Origin of the sequence: Streptomyces sp. NPDC058650 (assembly GCF_042717315.1) — a bacterium.
GTDB lineage: Bacteria > Actinomycetota > Actinomycetes > Streptomycetales > Streptomycetaceae > Streptomyces.
This window is the reverse complement of the sequence record NZ_JBHXRL010000007.1, coordinates 25,460-45,404: the sequence shown is the minus strand read 5'-3', so window position 1 is coordinate 45,404 and position 19,945 is coordinate 25,460. Positions and strand designations below refer to the sequence as shown.

General features: G+C 73.3%; 18 protein-coding genes and 1 pseudogene. 11 read left to right on the top strand and 8 right to left on the bottom strand.

Translation table 11 applies throughout. The features are described from left to right. Positions 1–31: 31 nt before the first annotated feature. Together ACFWWU_RS14370 and ACFWWU_RS14365 are read right to left on the bottom strand one after the other, a co-directional pair. Positions 32–1,645: a flavin-containing monooxygenase gene (locus ACFWWU_RS14370; protein WP_384144067.1), complete on the bottom strand. Its 1,614-nt coding sequence runs from the start codon at positions 1,643–1,645 to the stop codon at positions 32–34. 31 nt (positions 1,646–1,676) lie between these two features. Continuing rightward, complete coding sequence (locus ACFWWU_RS14365) at positions 1,677–3,233, bottom strand: FadD3 family acyl-CoA ligase (RefSeq protein ID WP_384144064.1); 1,557 nt, start codon at positions 3,231–3,233, stop codon at positions 1,677–1,679. A gap of 297 nt (positions 3,234–3,530) precedes the next feature. On the opposite strand from ACFWWU_RS14365, the gene ACFWWU_RS14360 reads away from it, so the two are divergent. Together ACFWWU_RS14360 and ACFWWU_RS14355 are read left to right on the top strand one after the other, a co-directional pair. Beyond that, a complete protein-coding gene (locus ACFWWU_RS14360; protein ID WP_384144060.1) occupies positions 3,531–4,172 on the top strand; it encodes a TOPRIM nucleotidyl transferase/hydrolase domain-containing protein in 642 nt (213 codons plus the stop codon). 32 nt (positions 4,173–4,204) lie between these two features. After that, entirely contained in the window at positions 4,205–4,939 is a 735-nt protein-coding gene (locus ACFWWU_RS14355) for a VOC family protein (protein WP_384144057.1), read from the top strand. A 51-nt stretch (positions 4,940–4,990) separates the two neighbouring features. Here ACFWWU_RS14355 and ACFWWU_RS14350 read toward each other — a convergent pair whose 3' ends face one another. The 3 genes from ACFWWU_RS14350 to ACFWWU_RS14340 all read right to left on the bottom strand — a co-directional run bounded on the left by ACFWWU_RS14350 (position 4,991) and on the right by ACFWWU_RS14340 (position 8,551). Further along, positions 4,991–5,515 (bottom strand): hypothetical protein, encoded by a 525-nt coding sequence (locus ACFWWU_RS14350; protein ID WP_384144054.1) that lies wholly within the window; start codon positions 5,513–5,515, stop codon positions 4,991–4,993. Then, a complete protein-coding gene (locus ACFWWU_RS14345) occupies positions 5,515–5,760 on the bottom strand; it encodes a helix-turn-helix transcriptional regulator (RefSeq protein WP_329619159.1) in 246 nt (81 codons plus the stop codon). The genes ACFWWU_RS14350 and ACFWWU_RS14345 overlap by 1 nt, the downstream gene beginning before the upstream one ends. Positions 5,761–5,863: 103 nt before the next feature. Further along, positions 5,864–8,551: an FAD/NAD(P)-binding protein gene (locus tag ACFWWU_RS14340; protein WP_384144963.1), complete on the bottom strand. Its 2,688-nt coding sequence runs from the start codon at positions 8,549–8,551 to the stop codon at positions 5,864–5,866. 298 nt (positions 8,552–8,849) lie between these two features. Here ACFWWU_RS14340 and ACFWWU_RS14335 point away from each other — a divergent pair, with 298 nt between their 5' ends. Together ACFWWU_RS14335 and ACFWWU_RS14330 are read left to right on the top strand one after the other, a co-directional pair. Then, positions 8,850–9,311, top strand: a complete 462-nt coding sequence (locus ACFWWU_RS14335; protein WP_384144051.1) for an RrF2 family transcriptional regulator — start codon at positions 8,850–8,852, stop codon at positions 9,309–9,311. Positions 9,312–9,353: 42 nt separating this feature from the next. Further along, positions 9,354–9,920 (top strand): SixA phosphatase family protein, encoded by a 567-nt coding sequence (locus ACFWWU_RS14330; RefSeq protein WP_384144048.1) that lies wholly within the window; start codon positions 9,354–9,356, stop codon positions 9,918–9,920. Between the two features lie 28 nt (positions 9,921–9,948). Here the strand turns inward: ACFWWU_RS14330 and ACFWWU_RS14325 are convergent, their stop codons facing one another. Beyond that, positions 9,949–10,995 carry an ArsR/SmtB family transcription factor gene (locus ACFWWU_RS14325; protein WP_384144045.1) on the bottom strand — a complete coding sequence of 349 codons (1,047 nt, stop codon included), beginning with the start codon at positions 10,993–10,995 and terminating at the stop codon, positions 9,949–9,951. Between the two features lie 120 nt (positions 10,996–11,115). On the opposite strand from ACFWWU_RS14325, the gene ACFWWU_RS14320 reads away from it, so the two are divergent. The 6 genes from ACFWWU_RS14320 (at position 11,116) to ACFWWU_RS14295 (ending at position 18,188) form a co-directional block, all read left to right on the top strand. Then, on the top strand, positions 11,116–12,219 hold the full coding sequence (locus ACFWWU_RS14320) for a hypothetical protein (RefSeq protein WP_384144042.1): 1,104 nt from the start codon (positions 11,116–11,118) through the stop codon (positions 12,217–12,219). A 238-nt stretch (positions 12,220–12,457) separates the two neighbouring features. After that, the gene (locus ACFWWU_RS14315) at positions 12,458–14,497 is read left to right on the top strand and encodes a calcium-binding protein (RefSeq protein WP_384144039.1); all 2,040 of its coding nucleotides are present in this window, start codon (positions 12,458–12,460) and stop codon (positions 14,495–14,497) included. 157 nt (positions 14,498–14,654) lie between these two features. After that, positions 14,655–15,650, top strand: a complete 996-nt coding sequence (locus tag ACFWWU_RS14310) for a DUF1996 domain-containing protein (RefSeq protein WP_384144036.1) — start codon at positions 14,655–14,657, stop codon at positions 15,648–15,650. Between the two features lie 82 nt (positions 15,651–15,732). Continuing rightward, positions 15,733–16,311: a sigma-70 family RNA polymerase sigma factor gene (locus ACFWWU_RS14305; protein ID WP_384144033.1), complete on the top strand. Its 579-nt coding sequence runs from the start codon at positions 15,733–15,735 to the stop codon at positions 16,309–16,311. Next, positions 16,308–17,042 (top strand): zf-HC2 domain-containing protein, encoded by a 735-nt coding sequence (locus tag ACFWWU_RS14300; RefSeq protein WP_384144030.1) that lies wholly within the window; start codon positions 16,308–16,310, stop codon positions 17,040–17,042. Before ACFWWU_RS14305 ends, ACFWWU_RS14300 begins: the two co-directional genes overlap by 4 nt. 162 nt (positions 17,043–17,204) lie before the next feature. Next, positions 17,205–18,188 (top strand): SCO0930 family lipoprotein, encoded by a 984-nt coding sequence (locus ACFWWU_RS14295; RefSeq protein ID WP_384144027.1) that lies wholly within the window; start codon positions 17,205–17,207, stop codon positions 18,186–18,188. A gap of 28 nt (positions 18,189–18,216) precedes the next feature. Here the strand turns inward: ACFWWU_RS14295 and ACFWWU_RS14290 are convergent. Next, positions 18,217–18,338 (bottom strand): annotated as a pseudogene (locus ACFWWU_RS14290) (RNA polymerase subunit sigma-24); the annotation flags it as partial. 18 nt (positions 18,339–18,356) lie between these two features. Next, positions 18,357–19,043, bottom strand: coding sequence for a TetR/AcrR family transcriptional regulator (locus ACFWWU_RS14285; protein WP_384144025.1), 687 nt, complete (start codon positions 19,041–19,043; stop codon positions 18,357–18,359). A gap of 93 nt (positions 19,044–19,136) precedes the next feature. Here ACFWWU_RS14285 and ACFWWU_RS14280 point away from each other — a divergent pair, with 93 nt between their 5' ends. Then, complete coding sequence (locus ACFWWU_RS14280) at positions 19,137–19,838, top strand: NAD(P)-dependent oxidoreductase (RefSeq protein WP_384144022.1); 702 nt, start codon at positions 19,137–19,139, stop codon at positions 19,836–19,838. The last annotated feature ends 107 nt before the right edge of the window (positions 19,839–19,945 follow it).

Below are 19,945 nucleotides of genomic sequence, written 5' to 3'. Positions count from 1 at the left end.
GGGGCGGGGGCGCACCACCGCGTCGCGCGTGTCAGACGCTGATCAGGTCGAACCCCTTGTACCCCGAGTCCGCCACGTCCGCGATGATCTCCCCGTACACCCCGAACCCCCCGATGAACGGCATGAACACCCGTGGCTTCCCCGGGATGTTGGCCCCCAGGTACCAGGAGTTCGCCGCCGGGAACAGCGTGGCGGCCGCCCGGTCGCGGCACTGCGCGACCCACTCCTCCACGGCCTCCGCACTCGCCTCGATGCCCCGGTAGCCGTACGCGTCGAGGTGGCGCAGACAGTCGCTCAGCCAGTCCCCGTGCTGCTCGGCGCACAGGACCACGTTGGCCATGACGGACGGGCTGCCGGCACCGGTGAGGTTGAAGAGGTTCGGGAAGCCGTCGATCCCGAGGCCCAGATAGGTGCGGGGGCCCTCGCTCCAGACGTCCTTCAGCCTTCGCCCGCCGCGCCCCCGGATGTCGATCCGGTCGATCGCGCCGGTCATCGCGTCGAACCCCGTCGCGAACACGATCGCGTCCAGCTCCACCCGGGTGCCGTCGGCCAGGACGATCCCGCTGCCGTCGACCCGCGCGATGGCGTTCTCGCGCAGGCTCACGAGGCGCACGTCGTCGCGGTTGAACGTCTCGTAGTAGTGCGAGTCGGTGACGATCCGCTTCGTGCCGATCGGATGGTCGGTGGGGACCAGGAGATCGGCGGAGTCCTCGTCGTCGACGAGGGCGCGGACCTTCTCCTCCCAGAACGCGCGCGCCGCCTCGTTCGCCGCCCGGTCGGTCAACTGGTCCGGGAACGTCTTGGAGTACAGGACGCCGCCCAGCTCCCAGCGCTTCTCGAACGCCGCCCGCCGCTCGTCCTCGGACACCTCGAACGTCCCGGACGGGTGCGCCGCATGGGGTGAGCCGCCACCGCTGAGCCGGGAAAGACGCCGCCGCTCGGCGTAGCCGGCCTTCTGCCGTACGCGCGTCTCCTCGTCCAGCGGCGCGTTGCCGGCCGGGATGCTGTAGTTGGCACTGCGCTGGAAGACGGTCAGGTGGGCCGCCTGCTCGGCGATCAGGGGGATGGCCTGGATGCCGGAGGAGCCCGTGCCGATGACACCGACGCGCAGGCCGGTGAAGTCCGCGCCCTCGTGCGGCCAGGCGCCGGTGTGGTACGTGGCGCCGCCGAACTCCGTGACCCCCGGGATGTCCGGCACGTGCGTGCTGGACAGGCAGCCGACGGCGTACACGCAGAAGCGGGCCGAGACCGCCTCGCCGCCGTCCGTGCGCACCGTCCAGCGCAGCGTCCTCTCGTCCAGCTCGGCCGAGGTCACCGAGGTGGCGAAGGTGTAGCTGCGGCGGAGGTCGAAGCGGTCGGCGACATGGCGCAGATAGCGCATGATCTCCGGCTGGGTGGCGTACTTCTCGCTCCAGTCCCACTCCTGTTGGAGGTCCTCGTCGAAGGAGTACGAGTAGTCCACGGACTCGACGTCGCAGCGCGCGCCCGGGTACCGGTTCCAGTACCAGACACCGCCCACGTCGTCCCCGCGCTCGAAACCGCGCACGCGGTAGCCGAGACCACGCAGCTTGTGGACGGCGTACAGGCCGGTGACGCCTGCTCCGACGACCACGACGTCGACGGAGTCGGTGATGCTGTCGTTCACGTTCGTACACTCCTCATCCGGTTCATCCGGCTCATCCGGTGGATGTCGCGCGAAGGGTGGTGGTCCGCCGGCGCAGGGCGGCCTTGTCGACCTTTCCGGCGGCGTTGTGGGGGAGCGCCGGCACGGAGTGGAAGGCCCGCGGGGCCTTGAAGTTGGCCAGTCGCTCGCGCGTGTAGGCGGCCAGGTCCGCCGCGTCGATCCGGGCCCCCGCGGCCGGTACGCAGTAGGCGACGCCGACCTCCCCGAGACGTTCGTCCGGGGCGCCCACGACCGCCGCGTCCAGGACCGCCGGATGGCCGCGCAGCACGTGTTCCACCTCGGCCGGGTACACGTTGAACCCGCCGACGACGAACATGTCCTTGAGACGGTCGGTGATCCGCAGGAACCCGCGCTCGTCGAGGACGCCGACGTCCCCGGTGTGCAGCCAGCCGTCGGCGTCGACGGCCTCGGCGGTGGCCTCGGGGTCGTCCAGGTAGCCGTGCATGACGTGGTGGCCGCGGGTGAGGATCTCGCCGGGCTCGCCGGGTGGTGCGTCGACGCGCAGCTCCGTGCCCTCCAGGGCCGTTCCGGAGGTGCCGGCCAGGGTCTCGGGGGACTCGTGCGGCCGGCAGATCGCGACCACGCCCGTCGACTCGGTCAGTCCGTACGCGGTGCTGACGTTCCGCGCGCCGATGTCCGTCCTGATCTGTTCGATGAGCGCGGTGGGGATGTTCGCCGCACCCGTGACGGCCATTCGCATCGACGACAGGTCGTACGCCGCGCGCCGGGGGTGGTGGACGAGCGACGTGAAGACGGTGGGCGCGCCGGTCAGGACGGAGATCCGCTCGTCCCGCATGCGGCCGAGGACGGTCTCCGCGTCGAAGACCCGCTCGGGGACGATCGTGGCCCCGTGCAGCAGACAGGCGAGGACGCCCGCCTTGTAGCCGAAGGTGTGGAAGAACGGGTTCACGAGGAGATGGCGGTCGCCGCGCCGGAGGGTCACCGCGCGGGCCCACGCGTCGTACACGCGCAGGTTCTGCGCGTGGGTGGTGGGGACGCCCTTGGGCCGGCCGGTGGTCCCGGACGTGAAGAGGATGTCGGCGGTGTCCTCGGGGCGGACGGCGGCGCTCCGGGCCAGCCGCCCCTCCCCGGTGACGCGGTCCGCGCCCGACAGGAACCGGTCCCATTCACCGCAGTGCAGGGCCACGGTCCGTTCGAGCAGCGGGAGTTCCTCACCCGACGCCCTGAGCATGGCCCGGTAGTCCGTACCGAGGAAGTCGTGCTCGGTGAAGAGGAGTCGGGTGCGGGAGCGCCGCAGGATGTCGGCGGCCTCGGCCGCCTTGTAGCGGGTGTTCACCGGGACGAGCACCCCGCCCGCGGCCACCGCGCCGAGCGCGGCCACCACCCAGCGGGCGCTGTTGGGCGCCCACACGGCGACGGAGTCGCCGGGCCGCACCCCCTGGGCGATCACCGCGCGTGCCACCCGGTCGACCCGGTCCCGCAGCTCCGCGAACGTCCAGCGGTCCGCGCCGAAGACGAGGGCCTCCTCGTCCCCGTACCTCTCAGCGGCCCGGTCCGCGAGCCGGGCGACCGTCTGCGCGCCTGTCATGATCCGTCACGTCCTCCCTGCCGCCCGGCCCCTCGTGGGGGTCGCGGGCCCGGAACCACAGCGGTCCGGAGCCTGGCAGGGAGAGGCGGCCCGGCGCAGGAGCCAGTTCCCGCTCACCGGGAAGCTGCCGAAGGATCTCCCGTCCGGCGCTCCGCTGTCGGCCCTGGAGACACGAGGGCGGAGGCCGGATGTCGGGTGTCCCCCCTCCCGTCATGACCGCCGCAGTGCCACCTGTTGATCGCCACGGTCGGCGGAAATCCCGTGCCGTGCCGTCGGGGGACGGTGCAGACTCGCTCCATGCAAGAGATGGGCGAGTTCCGGGAAGCGGTCGGTGACTGGGCGAGCGGCGGCCCCGGCGAACCCGCGAGTGAGCTGGCCGTGCGACTCGGGGTACGGACGGCGGTGCTGCTGGAAGGGCTGAGCGACCTCGCCGCCGTCGAAGCCCTGGCCGCGCGCCGTGGCCGGGACCTCGCCGCGGAGGGCGTGTGCGTGGTCTCGATGGGCGGGGCGATGAACATCGCCCGCTACGCCGCCCTCCTCGGCCCGCCCGGCCTCGGCCTGCGCCTGGCGGGACTGTGCGACGAGCGTGAGCAGCCCTTCTACGACCGGGGCCTGACGCGGGCACGGGCATCGACGCGGGACGTCTTCGTCTGTGCGGCGGACCTGGAGGACGAACTCATTCGCGCACTGGGCACGGAGAGGGTCGAGGAGATCGTCCGGACCGAGGGCGACCTCCGCCCCTGGCAGACGTTCCTGCACCAGCCCGCGCAGCACGGCCGGCCTCGCCATCAGCAACTGCGGCGCTTCCTCGGCACGAAGAAGGGCCGCAAGATCCGCTACGGCACCCTCCTCGTCGAGGCCCTGGGCCCCGGACAGGTCCCGGCACCCCTCGACGACCTCCTCGCGAGCGTGCGACCGCGAGCCGAGAAAACGAGTTGATCGGTCGGCGCCCTTCGGGCAGGGTCCGGGAGATGACGTCCCATCTCCACGCGCTCAGCTTCGACGCGAACGACCCGTCCCTTCTCGCCCGCTTCTGGGCCGGAGTCCTGGGCTGGGAGGTGAACGGCGCATCCGAAGGCGACCCCGACGGCGGCATCGTGCTGCTCCCGAGTGACGACACCGGGTTCCGGCTCCGTTTCCTCCCCGGTCAGGAGAAGAAGACGCTCCAGAACCCGCTGCACTTCGACCTGACGAGCACGTCCCTCGACGACCAGCGGGAGGTCGTGGCGAGGGCGCTCGCGCTCGGCGCACGCCACATCGACGTCGGCCAGACCCCGGACGACGGGCACGTGGTCCTCGCCGACCCCGAAGGCAACGAGTTCTGCGTGATCGAGCCGGGCAACAACTTTCTGGCCGACTGCGGATTCATCGGGGCGCTCGCGTGCGACGGTACGCAGGCCGTCGGGTACTTCTGGAGCGAGGCGCTGGGCTGGCCCCTGATCTGGGACCAGGACGAGGAGACCGCGATCCGCTCGCCGCACGGCGGACCGAAGGTCACCTGGGGCGGTCCGCCGCTGAACCCGAGGGACGGGCGGACCCGACTCCGCTTCGAGCTGACTCCGCCGGCCCAGACGGATCAGCGGGCCGAGATCGACCGCCTCGTCTCCCTCGGAGCGACGCTCGTCGACACGGACGAGGGCGGGACCGGGCGGGTGACGATGACCGATCCCGACGGCAACGAATTCTCCGTGCTGACGCCCCGCTGAGGGAGTGTCCTCAGCGGGGCCTCAGGACTCGTCAGGACTCGTCAGGACTCGTCAGGACGCGGCGCCGAACTCGTCGTCCAGCTCCCCGAGATCGTCCTGGACCCGCAGGCCGGCCACCCACAGCGGCATCATCCAGTGCGCGGCGAGCACGCCGATGAGGACCGGGGTCACGGCCGCCTGGAGCGGCGCGTCCGTCAGGACGCTGTAGGTGCCCGCGCCGAACGCGGCGGCCACGAGCAGCCACAGGGTGAATCGGTGGGCCAGGGCCCGCACCCGGTCGCGCTCCACGAGCTGCCGCTCGTCCAGCATCCGACCGCGCAGTTCGAGCAGGCCGCGCGTGGCGCCGTTCAGCATGCCCGTGAGCAGCACCCACGGCAGCAGCACGATGGCGACCGCGGTGACCGAGCCGAACCCGGAGCCGAAGACCGCGCCGATATAGGAGCCCACCCCGACGGTGGTGAGGGCGAAGTGGGTCCCCACCAGCAGCCGTCGGCGCCCCGCCGTGGCGTACACCGCCGCTGCCCGGCGATCGTTCATCACGGCGTACATCCGCCGGTCGTAGCGCGTCGTGGTCATCACTGCTTCCTCCCGTAGACCTCGTCGGTGAGCGGCTGGAACGGCTCCAGGGAGAACAGCGCCTCCACGGGCAGCCGGAAGAACCGGGCCACCTTCAGGGCCAGGTCCAGGCTGGGGTTGTACTGACCGCGCTCGATGTAGCCGATGGTCTGGTAGTGGACACCCACTGCCTCGGCCAGTGCCTGTCGCGACACCTTCCGCTCGGCCCGTACAACCGCCAGCCTGTTGTGTACCTGCTCGCTCATGTATAAGAAGTACTACATCTGGGGGTACAGGTGCAACACGAAGGCGGGGCAGGGGCCTGCGCCCCTGCCCCGCCTCGGTCGTCTCGGCGCCGATGGCTGCCCGTCAGGCGCTCAGCCCGGCCAGCCGGCGCCGGTCGAGCGGGGACGCCCGCCGGTCCAGGCGCCGTTCGAGGAGGTCGCGGGCGGTGTCACGGTGCCCCGCCTCCACCAGCGCGTACAGCAGCGTCTCCTCGATGACCTCGCGCTGCGCCGCGCTGCCTCCCACCCGGCGCAGCGAGGGCAGCAGCCCGCGCAGTGCCCGTACCGCCGTCGCCCACTCCTCCTCCAGGACCGCTTCCAGCGCGCCGCACAGAGGGACGATGACCTCCCGCTGGACCGGGTCCGCGCCGGCCGCGTGCGTGCTCAGCCGGCGGAGCGCCGGGACGTCGCCCGCGGCGGTGAGCGCCACGGCGCTGTGCAGCGCCGTGAACGCGGTCGAGGGACGCTCGACGAGTTCGCGGGCGACCGCGCCGAGCACCCCGTCGACGGGCACGCGGCCGGTCCAGTTCCGGGACATCCGGGCCCGCCACAACAGCGACCCGGAGTCGACGAGCGCCCGCACCCCGTTCACCTGCCCCGGGGCCAGCTGGGCGAACCACCGGCGGCGCACGGCCGCGGAGTCGTCGAGGGCCAGTTCGTGGAGCGCCACGTGCCAGGAGAAGTGCGCCCGGTGCACCGCGCCCCGTCCGTGGCCGCCGATCCAGCCGTCGAGCCAGTCCCGGCCGACATGGTGGTCACCTGACTCGTAGTGGACATGGGCGAGGGCGTGCACGGCATGGCCGGAGGCGGGTTCCTCGGCGAGGGCCGCCCGGGCGAGCTCCCCGGCCTCGTCGATCCGCCCCTGCTCCTGCCGGACGAACGAGAGGAGCGAGGTGTGGAACCAGTGCCCCGCGTAGGCGGGCGCGGTCCGCTCCACCAGTCCCAGGGCCAGGGTCCCGTCGAGGTCCGCGACGCCGGAGAAGGCGATGGTCGGGACCGCGATGCCGAGCGCGAACGCGTCGTCGGGGTAGCGGCCGAGGTGGTCGACGAGCGCCGTGTCGCCGTCGCCCGCCAACTTGCCCGCGCCGCCTCCCTGGGCTGTGTGCGCCGTGATGCGGCGCGTGACGACGTCGACGAACGACCGTTCCCGCTCGTCCCCGCGCTCCCGCACGCTGCGCTGGGCGTCCGCGAGCTCCCGGGCGACATCGACGTCCGCTCCGCACTCGTGCCCGAGCAGCGCGAGCGCGGCGTGCCCGAGCGCGAACCCGGGATCCAGCTCGGTGGCGCGCGTGAAGGCCTCGGCCGCCTTCGCCCGTACGGTCACCACCCGGCCGAGTCCGCCCCGGAAGGCCGCCGCGGCCGCCGCGTGCGTGGACAGCGGCAGCCCGAACTGGTCGGTGGGCCGGCGGCGTACCGACCGGGGAGCGCGCGTCAGCGGGGCGAGCACGGCCTCGGCGACCTCCTTCGCCTGCGCGCGGATCTCGGGGATCGCGGTCGTCTCCCACAACTCGCCCCGGCGGGCCGCCCCCAGGGTGAACAGCGACCGCACCGGGTGCCCGCCGGAGTCGAGCAGCCGGCCGCGGTCGGTGGACACACCGATGCCGAGCGGCCCGGGTACGGCGAAGCCGTCGGCCAGCAGACCGCACCACAGCGGGTCGCCACCGGCGTCGGCCCGCAGCCCCGGACCCGTACAGTCCACCACCCAGGCCACGCGCATCTCGCGGCCGTCGGCGAGGGAGACGACGAGGCCGCCGTCCTGCCCCGGTGCCGCGGAGGCGACCCGGCCGGCGTGGACCCGGAGCCTGCGGGCGGCACGGGCCCGGGCGACCGTCTCGGCCGTGGACGGCGCCATACGGTGCCGGTGCACGTTCCACCGGGTGGCGTCGCGGCCGAGGAACTCCGCCCGCTCGTCATCGGTGAGACCCTGCCAGAGCCGTACGATCTCGGGCCGCAGCCCGTCGAGCGCGGGTCGCCAGTCGCCGTGGACCCGCCGTGTGGCGGCGAAGTGCCGCGTCAGCTCCCGGCGGAGGCGGTGGAAGGGAAGCCCGGCGAGACCCGGCGGCGGCGGTACGGCGGGCAGCGGGGCGACCGCGTGCGGCTGGGGGAGCAGTCCGCTCCGGGACACGGCGTGCACCGTACGGCCGGGGCGGTCGAGGACGAGCGCCAGATCGACGGCGGTGAGACCGGTCCCGACGAGCAGGACGTCGTCCGACTCGCCGACGGCGTCGAGCGCGCCGGGAGCCCAGGGGCGCGGGACGAAGCGGTCGGAGGCGACGAGCTCGGCCGGGGCCCAGCCCGCCCTGCCCGCCGCCGGCCCGGTGGCGAGGACCACACTGTCCGCCGTCACCGTGCCGCCGTCGGCCAGCCGGAGCTCCAGCCGCCCCCCGGCCGCGTCGGCGCACCCCGTCGCCCGGGTGCGCAACCGCCGTACGGAGACCGTGCCGTGCGCGGCGATGACGGCGCGCCCGAGCGTGTCGGCGAGATACGAGCCGTAGCGGTACCGGGAGGCGAAGTCCGCCGCCGTGACGGTGGATTCGCCGTGTCGGCAGAGCCAGCGCCGGAAGTGCCCCGGGTCGTCCGGGTAGCAGCTCATGCCGCCGACGGGCACATTGAGCCGGTGCTCGGGGACCTCGGTGGCGTACGCGACGCCCCGGCCCGCCTCCGGCGCGGGGTCGACGAGGACCAGGTCGAGCGCGATACGCCGCCGGGCCGCCGCCTCGCACAGCTGGACGGCGACGAGCGCGCCGGCCGCGCCCGCGCCGACGACGGCCACCGTGGGCCGCGACGACCGCCCGGACTCGGCGGGTTCCACGACGCGGGCCGACTCGGGTGACTCGGGTGACTCGGGTGACTCGGGTGACTCGGGTGACGACGACACGACAGGTACCACGGACACCACGGAGACCTCCGAACCAAGGGGCGGGCACTGCACGACCAATGTTCACTATGTCGATGAACAAAGTGGAGTCACAACGCCGCTTCCGGACAACAACGCGGCGCCCGCAAGCCGTTGACGAGCCCGTCCTGAGCCGCCCAGGTCAGGAACCCGCCACTCGTGAGACATTGAGTGCGTGAGGATCTCAGCACGAACGGACTACGCCATCCGGGCCATGGCCGAACTGGCCTGCTCCCCGGACCGCCCCCTCAAGGCCGAGGACATCGCGGGACGCCAGGGCATCCCCGTCCGCTTCCTCTTCGTCGTGCTCAGCGACCTGCGGCAGGCGCGACTGGTACGGAGCGTCCGCGGTCCCGACGGCGGGTACACCCTCACCCGGCCGCCCGCGGAGATCACCCTCGCCGACATCATCCGCGCGATGGACGGACCGCTGGTCAGCGTCCGCGACCTGAAACTGACGGGCCTGGAATACCACGGCGCGGCGGCGCCCATGCCGGACGTGTGGCGTGCCGTGCGGACGAGCCTGCGCCAGGTCCTGGAGAGCACGACCCTCGCCGACCTGGCGGCCGGAACCCTGCCCGAGCTCGTACGGGAGCGGGCCCGCGACTACCAGGACGACGTGCGCACCTACCCGTAGCCTCCATGGCCGCCCGCGGACCCGCCCCCTACGCTCGGACATGTGCCAGCCTCCACCGGAACACCCGAGCGCACCGAGTCCGCCCACGGCCGACCGCGCCGACTCGTCGTCCTCCGCCACGCCAAGAGCGCCTGGCCGGAAGGCGTCCCCGACCAGGACCGGCCCCTGGGCCCACGCGGTCTGCGCGACGCCCCGGCAGCCGGTCGCTTCCTGGCGGAGACCGGGGTGTTGCCCGACCTCGTCCTGTGCTCCCCGGCCCGGCGCGCCCGCCACACCTGGGAACTCGCCGCCGCGGAACTGGACGGGCCTCCACCGACCCGACACGACCCACGCCTCTACGGGGCGGACGCCGGGGAGCTCCTGGACGTCCTCCACGGCGCACCCGACGAGGCCGGCACCCTGCTCCTGGTCGGACACAACCCGGGCCTCGAAGACCTGGTCCTGCTGCTCGCGGCCAGGGGTGTCGGGGACGCCCTGGACCGCGTACGGACCAAGTTCCCGACCTCCGCGACGGCCATCCTGACCTGGCAGGGCAGTTGGCCGGACCTCCGCCCGGGCGGAGCTCTCCTGACCCGGCTGGCGATTCCCCGCGGCCCCCGGGCCCCGTGAGCGGGCGCCCGAGCGTGCGCGCCGCCGGTCAGATCCCGGCGAGGAGGCTGTGCCCGAGGGGCGTGAGGGTGTGGAGGACGGCGACGCCGGTCCGCGTCGTGTCGACGAGCCCGGCCTCGCGCAGGACCCGTGTGTGCCGGCTCGCCGCCGGAAGGGAGAGGGCGGCGCGCTCGGCCAGGGCCGTGGTCGTGGCGGGCGTGCGGAGGAGAGCGAGCACGTGCGCGCGGGTGCGGCCGAGGAGCGCGGCGAGCGCTTCCGGCCTGCCACCGGGTCCGCCCGCCGAGGCGTCGGAGTCGTCCCGCAGGGGGTAGACCAGCACGGTCGACGCCCTGGGGCGGTACATCACCAGCGGGCCCGTCGCGAACCAGGACGGAACGAGGAGCAGGCCGCGACCGCACAACGGGATGTCGTACGCCGAGGCGGACGGCAGGTGGAGCGTCGGCGGCTGCCACTTCCAGGTCGTCGCCAGGGTGGTCAACAGGGCGTCGACGCCTCCGCGCAGCAGCATCTCGGAGCGCAGAGCGCGATCGGCGAGGGCGCCGCCGCGGATCCGGGGCCAGAGCGGTTCGACCGACGTGTGGAAGTACCGCCGGGTGTCGGCGACCAGCGTGCGGGTCGCTCTGGGGGAGCCCTGGGCGAGTTCCCGGACCCAGGGTCCGGGGCGCGTCAGATGGCCGTTCCGGCCCGCGGCCCGGGGGATCCCGAGGTCGAGCGCGAGCTGCTCCGCCGGTGTCGCGGCGGCCGCCTCCAGCGCGTCGGCGAAGTCGTGCAGGGACGGCTGGAGCAGGAAGTCCGGCAGGAACCCGTCCTCGGTGACGAGTTCGGCCAGGACGCCGGCCCGGGCGCTCGCGGTCCCGCGCAGCGCCTGGTGCCACTGGCGGGCGGCGGGACGCGGCCGGTCCCACCGCCCGTACCCCGGACCACCGCTGCCCCCGCCGACGCCGTTCGCGCGCCCACCGCCCGCCCGCAGGCGCAGGCTGAGCCGCAGACTCAGGGCGGTCTCGGACAGCGCGTTCGCCGCCGGGGCGAGGGTGATCTGACGGAGATCGGCGGCCGTGAAGTGAAGGCGGATCATGCGAGCCGATTATCGGTGCGGCGGACCCTTTTACCCAGGGGTGAAAGGCGATGCGTCACGGCCGACGCCGGTGCACGCTCCGGGTGTCCACGACGTCGACCCCTGACCGGAGGCCGTACGATGCGCCGCATCCCAGCCCGGAGCAACGCCCGGGAAACCACCCGGAGTACCGCAGGCAGTGCCGCCCGCACCGCGGCCCCCGCCCCCAGCCGGACGCCCGCCCCGACCCACGACCGATCTCGCGCCCGATTCCCCGCCCGCGTCCCCACGGCCCGCTCCCTCGTCCGCCTCACCGCCGCCACGGTCCTCCTCACGGCGCTCGCGGCTCTGCCCGGCCCGGCGGCCACCGCCCGGGACCTGCCCGGCTCCTACGTCGTCTCCCGGGCACCCGGCGTGCTCCCGGAGGGGATCGCGATCACCCCGGACGGCACCATGTACGTGTCGTCGGACGGTACGGGCGCGCTCTACCGCGGCCGCGTCGGCACCCCCGACATGAAGCCCTTCCCGGCCCGCGGACTCGACGACCGCCCCAGCGCCCTGGGCGTCCACACCGACCGGCGCGGCCGCATCCTCTCGGTGGGCGGGGCGACGCTGACCGTCCACGACCGGCACGGACGCCTGCTGGCCACCCGTACAGCGCCCGGCGGACCCCTCGGCACGCCCGACCTGAACGACCTGGCCGTGACGGACGACGCGGTGTACGTGACCGACTGGGCCAACCCCGTCATCCTCCGGGCGAAGATCCGGGGGGGAGTCCTCGGCCCGCTCGAACCCTGGCTCGACATCCGCCCCGCGTTCCCGCAGTTCCCCGCGAGGTACTGGCTGTTGAACGGCATCGTGGCCAACGCGTCGGGCACCGCCCTGCTGGTCGCGTCCAACGGCACCGAGGCGGTCTGGCGGATCGGCACGGCCGACCGGGACGTCAGCCGGCTCGACCTGGGCGAGGAGTCCTTCGGCCCCGACGGCATGGTGCTGCGCGGCCGGACCCTGTACGCCGTACTCAACTACGGCGCCCCGCACGGTGTGTACATCGCCCGCCTGGACGAGGAGCTGCGGTCGGGCACGGTGACCCATCGCCTCACCGACGGCCCCTTCGACCTGCCGACCACGCTCGCGTGGCACGGTTGCCGGCTGTACGTGGTCAACAGCCAGCTCGACGATCCGCCGGGCCTGCCCCCGTACACGGTGAGCGCGATCGCCGACCCGACGTGCGGCCCCGCCTGACCCGGCGGGAGACGGGACGCCGGTACGGGGGAGGGTCCGCACCCGTGCCGCCGCACCGCGGAGCGTTCGCCCGTCCGGCGGGCGGTCGGCGGTGCCGTGTGCGCTCCCTCGCCGGGGTGGTTCGAGGGGGCCAGTGGGCGCAGTGAGGCGGCGCCCGCGGCCCGCGGGCGGGTTTCGGTCACGAAGCTGTGCGCCGCTGCTGTCCGCACCCCTCTCCACGTTCGGAGGCTGTACGCCCATGACCCAGACACATCCGAGACCCGCGCGGGATCGCCGAAGGACGCGGGGGAGGGCCGCGGCCTCGGCCGCGCTCGCCACGGCGCTCGTGCTCGCGCTGCCCGGAGTGGCGGTGGCCGCGCCCGGGGACCTGGATCCGACGTTCGGTCCGGACGGCCGGGTGACCACGGCCTTCCCGGGGTACGCCGAGGGCCATGACATCGCGCGCCAGGCGGACGGCAAGCTGGTCGTGGCGGGTCTGAGCGAGGGCGGATTCGCGCTCGCCCGCTACCTGCCCGACGGCGGCCTCGACCCCGGCTTCGGCACCGGCGGCCGCGTGACCAGTGCCTTCGGTGGCGGTGCCCATACGGCGAACGCCGTCGCGATCCAGCCCGCCGACGGAAAGATCGTCGTGGCCGGAACCACCGAGGTGATCGCGGAGGAGGGCGGTGGCTGCTGCTTCTTCTCCGTGGCCCGCTACCTGCCCGACGGCACCCTGGACCCGGACTTCGGTGACGGCGGCCTCGTACGGATCGAGGAGTTCGGCGGCTCCGCGGACGGCGCGGACGTGGCGGTGCGGAGCGACGGCCGGATCGTCGCCGCGGGCAAGGGCGGCGGTGGCGGGTTCGCGCTGGTCCGCCTCGACACGGACGGCAACCTGGACCCCAGCCTGGGCGGTGACGGCGCGGTCGTCGCCGGATTCACCCCCTCCTCGCCCCAGGAAGCCGGCGGCATCGCCCGGAGCATGGCCCTCCAGCTCGACGGCCGGGTCGTCTCCGTCGGCTACGTGGGCAATACCGCGTTCGACATCGGCGTGGTCCGCTACCTGCCCGACGGCAGCCTCGACACCGGCTTCAGCGGCGACGGCATGGTCAGCGCCGACTTCGGCGGCACCGAGTTCGGCAACGCGGTCGCGGTGCAGCCCGACGGCAGGATCCTCGCCGCGGGTTCCGGCGGCGCCGGTTTCGCCCTCCTCCGCTACCACGCCGACGGCAGCCCCGACGCGGGCTTCGGCACCGGCGGTCGCACCTCGGTGGCCTTCCCCGGCGGCGGCGGGACCGCGTACGCGATGGCCCTGCAACAGAACGGGAAGATCGTCCTCGCCGGCCGGGCCGACGACCCGAACAGCTCCGAGGCCAACGACTTCGGCCTGGCCCGCTTCCACACCAACGGCACCGTGGACACCGGCTTCGGCGGCGACGGGTTCGTGGTCACCGGCTTCGGAGACTTCGACGAGGCCCGCTCGGTACTCGTCCAGCCGGACGGCAAGATCGTCGCCGCCGGATACGGGGCGGGCTTCGCCTTCGCACTCGCGCGCTACCAGGGAGGCGACGCGACGACACCACCGCCGCCGCACGCGGACCTGTCGGTGACGACGAGCACCACGGCCGCGGTGAGCATCGGCGACCGCGTCTCGTACACGCTCACCGTCTCCAACCGGGCGACCTCCACCGCCACCGCGACCGGCATCACCCTGACGGACACCCTCGCCGGCGCCGGAGTGACCCTCACCTCCGCCACCCCCGCACAGGGCACGTGCACGACGACCGCGACCCGGGCGACCTGCTCCCTCGGCTCGCTCGCCCCGGGCACGAGCACGACCGTCACGCTCACGGCGGAGCCCCGTTCCACCGGCACCCTCACGCACACGGCAACCGTCGCGGGCACTCCCGCGGACCCCAACACCTCCGACAACACGGCCGGCGCGACCACGTCGGTGAACAACGCCCGAGGCTGCACCATCATCGGCACCAGCGGCCCGGAGACCCTGAACGGCGGCTACGCCAACGACGTGATCTGCGGCCTCGGCGGCAACGACATCGTCCGCGCGAGCTACGGCAACGACACCGTCCACGGCGGCTACGGCAACGACAACCTCGACGGCTCCTTCGGCGACGACACGATGAACGGCGGCCCAGGCAACGACACCCTGACGGGCTCCTACGGCAACGACCGCCTCACGACCACCGACGCGGTCCTCGCCAACGACACCGCCAACGGCGGCCTCGGCACCGACACCTGCACCACCGACCCGGGCGACGCCCGCATCAGCTGCCCCTGATCCACCCGTGGTTCGTCACCGCGGGAGCCGTCGCCGTCCCCACGGCGCCGGCTCCCGCCATGGCGGGCGCCAGGGTCGCGGGGCCGTGGCCGGGACGCGGGGGTCGGCCAAGGCCCGTAGTTGACGCGGGCGGTGCACGACGGAGACCGTGGCGGGCATGGGGAGAGAACGTCGCTGGTTCGCCGTGCTGGTCTGCTTGGTCATAGGCGGTGCGCTGACCGTGGCCATCCTCGGTGTGTCCCGTGACGGGGCATCGCACGGAACGGCCTCCGCCACCGCGGCGCCGGGGGACTTCGTCGACATCCGCGACGTGCCACCAACCAAAGGCGAGCCGCCGCCGCGGGGGCCGGACGCCTCGACCGGCACGGTCACGATCGACTGCGGCCGCAACGAGGAGGCCCACTACAACGAGGACAACCTGGTCGTCTCGCCGGGCCTGCGAGGCGGCGCCCACCACACCCACGCCTACGTCGGCAACCTGTCCACCGACGCCCGCTCCACCGACGCGAGCCTGGCGGCCGCGCCCACCACCTGCCGCGGGGGCGATCGCTCCACGTACTACTGGCCGGTGCTGCGCCGTACGGACCGGCCTGCCCAGCACGCGTACGAGAAGGCGGCCGGGCACGGCAACGCCGGAGAGATCCTCCAACCCGCCGAGGTACGCCTGGAGTTCGGCGGCAATCCGGTCGGCGAGGTCGTCCCGATGCCCCGCTTCCTGCGCGCGGTCACGGGCGACGCGGTGGCGCTGACCGCCCCCGGCGACGAGAACGTCAGGGCACGCTGGGGCTGCGCGAGCTTCCCCGACCGGTACACGACCCGATATCCCCGCTGCCCGGCGGGCGACCGGCTGACCCGTACCCTCACCTTCCCCAGCTGCTGGAACGGCCTGGACACGGCAGGACCGGAGCGCACGCACCTGGCCTTCCGCGCGGCGAACGGCGTCTGCCCGGCGGACACGTTCGCCGTTCCCGAACTGACCATCCGTCTGGCCTACGACGTGCCCGGGCCGGACGTGCCGATCGCGCTGGACGCCTTCCCGGAACAACGCCACAGCCCGAAGACCGACCACGCCATGTTCGTCAACGTGATGACGGACGCCCGGATGTCGGCCGTAGCCGACTGCCTCAACACAGGCCGCCACTGCCGCCAGTAGGTGTGATGCGGGTCACCTGAACTGATGGTGCCGGGATTGCGTGTTGGGCACGACGCAGGCAACGGAGAGCGGAGTGGGTGTGATGGCCGGACCACTGTGGCCGCGGGGCGGGCGCGGCTCGGGTGACGAGGTGTTGATCAAGTCGGTGTACGAGGAGCACGGGGGTGCGCTGCTCGCCTACGCAGCCCGGCTGACCGGAGACCGGGCCATGGCCGAGGACGTGGTGCAGGAGACCTTGATCCGCGCGTGGCGGAACTCGGACGTGCTGGTCAACGGCAAGGGATCCGTACGGGGCTGGCTGTTGACGGTGGCCCGCAACATCATCACCGACCGCTACCGGGCCAGGGCCGCACGACCGGCCGAGGTCGCGGAGTCTCCCACGACGCCACCGATCGAGGAGGATCACGCCGACGGGGTCGTCGACACCATGGCGGTGCTGGGGGCCCTCGACCGGCTGACGCCGGAGCACCGGGACGTGCTGACGGAGTTGTACTTCCGCGGGCGGAGCGTCGCGGAGGCGGCGGAGAGCCTGGGCGTCCCGGCGGGCACGGTGAAGTCCCGGTCGCATTACGCGCTGAAGGCGCTGCGGGGGTTGTTCGGTGAGGGTGACGAGGCAAGTGCGCCGGGGCGGCCCGGCGGGTTCAGGGAGGTGGTCGCGTGAACGGGCGGCGGCATGAGGAGGAGGTTCTGCTCGGCCCGTACGTGCTCGGGGTCCTCGACAGCGCCGACACGGAGCGGGTCGAGGCGCATGTGTCGGGATGCGAGTCGTGCCGCGGGGAGGCGGACGCGTTGCGTGAGATGGAGGCGGCGCTGGGCGAGGTGCCGCCGGAGGCGTTCGTCGACGGGCCGCCCGAGGGTGGCGATCTGCTGCTCCAGCGCACCCTGCGGCAGATGCGCGGCGAGCGCGCCGCCGGGCGCCGCCGCCGAGGGGCGGTGACGGGCCTGGTGGCGGCGGCCGTACTGGCCGTTGTGTTCTGGGCAGGGACGGCTCTGCCGGACGCCGGTGCGCCCGTCGCTCTGCCGCCCTCGCCGGTGCCGACGGCTCCCGCGTCTCCCTCGGTGCCGGTACCGGGTACGCGGGTCGCGTCGGCGACGGACGCTTCCTCCGGTGCCCGGATGACCGTCCGCGTGACTCCGGCGGCCGGTTGGGTCCGTGTCCACGCGGCCGTGACCGGTCTGCCCGAGGGGGAGCGGTGCACGCTGGTCGTGGTGGGCCGGGACGGGAGCCGGATGACAGCCGGCAGCTGGGTGGTGGGCGCCGGAGCCCGCGAAGGGGAGGGCAAGGGCGCCTCGCTCGACGGCTCGGCCGCGGTCGCCCCGGCCGACGTGGCCGCGCTCGTGGTCGAGAACGAGGCGGGCAAGCGATTCGTCACCGTGCCCGTGCCCGTGTAGAACACCCGTCGCAGCACCGGAGAACGCCGGCCGGGCCCTGTGCCCGGCCGGCGTTCGTGTGCCCGCGAAAAGTTTCTTCGGATCCGTTGAACCCGGCTTGGGCGGGCCGCGTGTTTCCGGTGCCGACACAGCACAACGAAGCACTGGATAAGAGGAGTTGTCATGAAGAACATGCATAAGCTCACCGTCGCCACGGCCGGGGCCGCGTTGCTGTTCGGGGTGACGGCCTGTGGAACGCAGGGGACGGGCGCGAGTGGTCCCGCCGCCGCGCCGTCCGCTGCGACCGCCGCGGGCGGCGACGCCTACGGCGGTGGCACGGCCGGGGCCTCCGCGGCGGCCTCGACTGGCGGGACGACGGCCTCCGGGCCGCTGGCGGTCCGTGACGACGCCACGCTCGGTCCGGTGGTCGCCGACGGCAAGGGCTTCACCCTCTACCGGTTCGACAACGACACGGCCGGCCCTTCCACCTCGGCCTGCGCCGGAGACTGCGCCAAGACCTGGCCACCGGTCCCCGCGGGCAGCACCCAGCCCGGCGGGGTGGACGGCTCCCGCGTCGGTTCGTTCCAGCGGGCCGACGGTGTGCGGCAGCTGACGATCGCGGGCTGGCCGGTGTACCGGTTCGCGAAGGACACCGCGCCGGGCCAGACCAACGGCCAGGGCGTCGGCGGTACCTGGTTCGCGGTCACCCCGGACGGCAAGAAGGCGGGCGCTCCGCAGCCGGGCACCGCCGCGCCGGGCACCGCCGCGCCGGGCTCGACCGCGCCGGGCTCCGGCGAGACGGGCGGGGCGGCGCTGCCGGCGCTCTCGCTGGCCGACGACGACAAGCTGGGCAAGATCATCCGGGATGGCAAGGGCAGGACCCTGTACCGCTTCACCAAGGACACCGCCTGGCCGATGAAGTCGAACTGCGAGGGGGCGTGCCTGGAGAAGTGGCGGCCCGCCAAGCTGGTCGACCTCGACAAGGTCGAGGGCATCGACCCGAAGAAGCTGATCACCTACACCCGCCCGGACGGCACGAAGCAGCTCACGATCGACTGCTGGCCGCTGTACTGGTTCACCGGTGACAAGACTCCCGGCGCTACCGACGGCCAGGGCGTGGGCGGTACCTGGTTCGCCGTGACGGCCGACGGCAAGCTCGCCAAGTAACCGGCCATCCGGCCCACGCCCCCTTTGGTCAGGGGGTGCGACGGCGGCGGGCCCGCTTCACCTCGTCGCTGAGCCCCAGGCATCGGCGACGGGTCCGAGGTGGCCGAGCTTGTCGGGATTGCTCACCGAACGGACGGCCCCTCTGTTCCCCCCCGAACCGCCATGCGGCTACGGCCGCGTGCGCTGGTCCGGGTGGAGGGCGTCGAGGACGAGGGCGAGGCCGAAGGCGAACTCGTCGGCGTAGTCGTAGCCGGGCGTGAGAACGTGCTGAGTCGCCAGCTCGGTGAGGTGGGGGTAGGTGTCGGCGGGCATGTCGTGCAGGATGGCGCCCGCGACCTCGTCGCGTTCCACCGGGCCGTTGAACGGCAGGCTGAGTTCCTGCAGGACGAAGCCGTACAGGTAGCTGTCGATCAGCGAGACCGCGTGCGCGGTCATCGGCACGGAGAACCCGGCGGTGCGCAGCGCCCCGATGACGGCGTCGTGATGGCGCAGCGTCGCCGGGCCGGGCCGGGAGCGGGAGTCCATCAGGCCGATGGCCCACGGATGGCGCAGCAGGGCGGCGCGGGCGGAGAGCGCGCGGTGGCGCATGGCGCTCTTCCAGTCCGTGCCGCCAGGCGGCAGGTCGATCTCGCCGAACACCGCGTCCACCATGCCGTCGAGGATGTCGTCCCGCCCCGCGACGTGGTGGTAGAGCGACATCGCCTCGACGCCCAGCGGTCCGGCGATCGCCCGCATGCTGAGTGCGGCCGAGCCCTTCTCGTCCGCGAGCGCCACCGCCGTACGGATCACGCGCTCACGGCTGAGAGGCGTACGCCCGGCCCCGCCTCGTCCCGTGCCACCGGCCCGCTCGCCCATTCACGTCTCCTTCCGGCTCCCTTGACCGCCTTACGCCATAAGGCTAGCGTGCCTTACAGCATAAGGTCAGCATTCCGTGGAAGGGGCTGCACCATGAAGGTCTGCATCGTCGGGGCTTCGGGGAAGCTAGGGCAGTACATGGTCCGCCACGCGTTGGAGCGCGGCTACGAGGTGGTCGGCGTGTGCCGGGAGAGCAGCGTGCCGAAACTGGCCGCGTTCGACGGCCGGATGACGGTGATCCCGGGGTCGACGAACGACCCGGAGGTGATCGCACGGGCGGTCGCGGGCTGCGACGGGGTGCTGACGGTGCTGGCACCCTGGGGCGTCCGCCAGTACTCCTCGGGCACGGCACAGGCGGTCCTCGACCACGCACGACCGGGCGCACGCCTGATCTTCTCCTGCGGCTGGCACATCTCGCGCGACGGCAAGGACAAGTACTCGCGGCTGTTCACCACGGGCGTCAAGGTCGCCGCCGTGCTGGCCAAGCTCGTCCGCGCGGTCGAGCTCGACGACCAGGTGGAGGCGTGCCGACGGGTGTTCGCCAGCGCCACCCGCTGGACCGTGGTGCGCGGCAGCACCCTGGAAGAGGGCGAGAGCCAAGGCCTGCCCGTCTGGAGCCGGCACGTGGGCGACCCGGTACTGGCGAGCAACCTGACGCGCCGGGTGGACTTCGCGCTGTTCATGGTGGAAGCGCTCACCGACGACACACTCGTCCGGGAGGCCCCGGCGATCGTCGGCTGCCGCACCCCCAGCGCGCGAGCAGCTGCTCAGGCAGGGTGGACTGGCCCTGCCTGAGCAGGAGGACATCGACAGCGTCGACTACGTCTGACCAGGCCATGGCGTCCATCAGCGGGACAAGACCTCGTCGCGCGCGTTCCGTTTCGGGTTCGTGTCCGGGTTCG